Origin of the sequence: Pseudokineococcus marinus, assembly GCF_013004605.1 — a bacterium.
Classification (GTDB): Bacteria; Actinomycetota; Actinomycetes; order Actinomycetales; family Quadrisphaeraceae; genus Pseudokineococcus; species Pseudokineococcus marinus.
This window is the reverse complement of the sequence record NZ_JABEMA010000372.1, coordinates 1-2,617: the sequence shown is the minus strand read 5'-3', so window position 1 is coordinate 2,617 and position 2,617 is coordinate 1. Positions and strand designations below refer to the sequence as shown.

Sequence of the window (2,617 nt, the reverse complement as noted above, 5' to 3'; positions counted from 1 at the left end):
CCGGCGCGTCGGTCACCTCGACGACGACGGGCGTCGTCGGCGCCCCGGGCCGGACCCGCCCGCGCGCGTCGCACGACGTGAGCGTCGCGGCCGGGTCGCGGCGGGCGCGCCGGACCTTCGCCGTCGTCGCGCCGGTCGTCACGAGCAGGACGTCGCCGTCGCGCACGACCCACACGGGCGTCGCCCGCTCGGTGCCGTCGCGCCGGCGCGTGGCGAGGCTGACGTAGGTCTCACGGCCCAGCTGCTCGAGCAGCCGGTCGCGGGCGGCGGCGTCCATCCGCGGACGCTAGCGGCCCGCGCCGACCCGGGACAGGGCCTCCCGACCTCGCCGGTCGACCCACGGCGCCGCGCACGAGGAAGCCGGTGCGCGGGCCTCAGCGGACCGGGCCGCCGGGGCTCGCGATGCGGGAGGTCCACGGGTCGGTGCGCCGCGTGCTGATGGTCACCTCGACGGACCCGCCGACCTCCTCGAGGTCGGCGCGCAGGCGGTCCCCGGCCCCCTGCAGCCAGGGCCACTCGCTGGCCCAGTGCGAGACGTCGAGCAGGTGCGGCGCACCGCCGCGGGCGCGCTCGCGCAGCTCCGAGGCGGGGTGGTGGCGCAGGTCCGCCGTGACGTAGGCGTCGGCGCCGCTCGCACGGACCGCGTCGAGCAGGCTGTCCCCGCTGCCGCCGCACACGGCCACCCGCTGCACGGGTGCGGACAGGTCGCCCGCGATGCGCACGCCGTGGTGGGTGAAGGGCAGGGCCTGGGCGACGACGCCCGCGAGCGCCTCGAGGGTGATCGGCCGCTCGAGGACGCCCACGCGGCCGAGGCCGCGCGGGGAGGACCAGGCCGCCAGCTCGAGGACGTCGACCGCCGGCTCCTCGTAGGGGTGCACCGCGCGCACGGCGGCGAGGACGCGGGAGCGCAGCGCGCGGGGCGCGACCATCTCGACGCGCGCCTCCGGGCCGGTGTGGCGCTGCCCGGGGGTCCCCACCGCCGGTCGGGCCCGCTCACCCGGTGTGAAGGTCTGGACGCCCTCGCCCGTGAAGGCGCAGCGGGCGTACTCGCCGATCTCCCCGGCGCCAGCGGCCGCCATCGCGTCGACGAGGCGCTCGGCGTCCTCGCGCGGCGCGAAGACGACGTGCTTGTCGAGGGGGTCGGCAGGCGCGGCGGACAGCGGCTGCAGGTCGTCGAGCCCGATGCTCCGGGCGAGGGCGTCGGAGACTCCGGGTCGCGCCGAGTCGGCGTTGGTGTGCAGGACGTGCAGCGCGATGCCCGCGCGGACGAGCCGGTGCACCACAGCGCCCTTCGGCTCGTCGGCCCGCACCGAGCGGACCGGCCGCAGCAGCAGGGGGTGGTGGACCAGGAGCAGGTCGACCCCGAGCTCGACGGCCTCGTCGACCACCTCGGCGACCGGGTCGACCGCCAGGAGCACGCGGCGCACGCGCTGGGTCGGGTCCCCGCACACGAGACCGACGGCGTCCCACTCCTCGGCCGTGGCCGCCGGGTACCGGCGCTCCAGGACGGCGAGCAGGTCCGCGAGCGCGACGCCGTCGCCGTCCGTTCCCATCACCCCGCCACCGTAGCCGCCGACGACGCAGAGTCACCTCAACTCACTCTGCCGGGTGATGCCGTGACCGTCCTGTGACCGAGTGGCGGCGGGCGACGGGTGCGTCAGATCGTCTGCACCGACCCGGAGTCCACGCGCAGCGTCGCGCCGTTGATGAAGCTCGCCCGCTCCGAGCAGAGGAAGACGATGGCCGAGGCCACCTCCTCGGGCTCGCCGCGGCGCCCCAGCTGCATCCCCGGCCGCTCCTCGGACAGGAAGCTCGAGATGGCCTCGTCGACGTCGGTGCCGAGCTGGTCGGCGCGCTTGCTCATCATCGCGTCGGTCATGGGGGTCGCGATGAAGGCCGGCGCGACGGAGTTCACGAGGATCCCCTCCGAGGCGTAGGTCTTCGACAGGCCCTTCATGAGCGCGAGGGAACCGGCCTTCGCGGCGCAGTAGGGGATCTCGTCCGCGTACGGCTGGAAGGCGTCCTCGCTGGTGAGCAGGACGATGCGGCCCCAGCCCTTCGGGCGCATGCCGTCGATGAAGGCCTTCACGGTGCGCACCTGCGACATGAGGTCGGTCTCGAGGGTCTTCGTCCACCCCTCGTCGTCGATCTCGTGGAACATCCCCTGCGCGCCGGTGATCCCCGCGGCCGCCACGATGATGTCGGGCGCACCGCCGAGCCCGGCCTCGACCTCGCTCTTGAGGCGCGCGACGTCGTCGAGCGACGTGAGGTCCGCCGCGACGGTCGTGACCTCCCCCGGCAGGCGGCCGGCCGACTCCGCGAGCGAGTCGGCGTCGAGGTCGCTCACCGCCACGCGCACGCCCTCCTCGAGGAGCATTCGGGCGGTGTGCCAGCCGATGCCGGAGTCGGCGCCGGTGACGAGGGCGGTCTTGCCGGACAGGGACAGCTCCATGGGTCCTCCTGGTGGGCGGGTGCCGCACTGGGCTCGCGCGGTGGGGGGCGGCGACGGCCACGCCGCCCTCGCGGGGCGGCGCCGGTCGTGCTCGCAGGGTGCGTGCGGGCGGCGGGTGCAGGGCCGGCCCGATCGCGCTCCGACGCTAGGCGCCCGCCGCCGCGG

The 2,617-nt window shown here is 76.1% G+C and carries 3 protein-coding genes; all 3 read right to left on the bottom strand.

What is annotated here, in order from left to right; genetic code table 11:
- Positions 1-277 (bottom strand): pyridoxamine 5'-phosphate oxidase family protein (locus tag HLB09_RS15580; protein WP_171204235.1); only part of this gene is annotated, 277 nt, incomplete at its 3' end.
- Between the two features lie 97 nt (positions 278-374).
- Entirely contained in the window at positions 375-1,553 is a 1,179-nt protein-coding gene (locus tag HLB09_RS15575; RefSeq protein WP_171204236.1) for a Nif3-like dinuclear metal center hexameric protein, read from the bottom strand.
- A 104-nt stretch (positions 1,554-1,657) separates the two neighbouring features.
- Entirely contained in the window at positions 1,658-2,452 is a 795-nt protein-coding gene (locus tag HLB09_RS15570; RefSeq protein WP_171204234.1) for an SDR family NAD(P)-dependent oxidoreductase, read from the bottom strand.
- Positions 2,453-2,617: the final 165 nt, after the last annotated feature.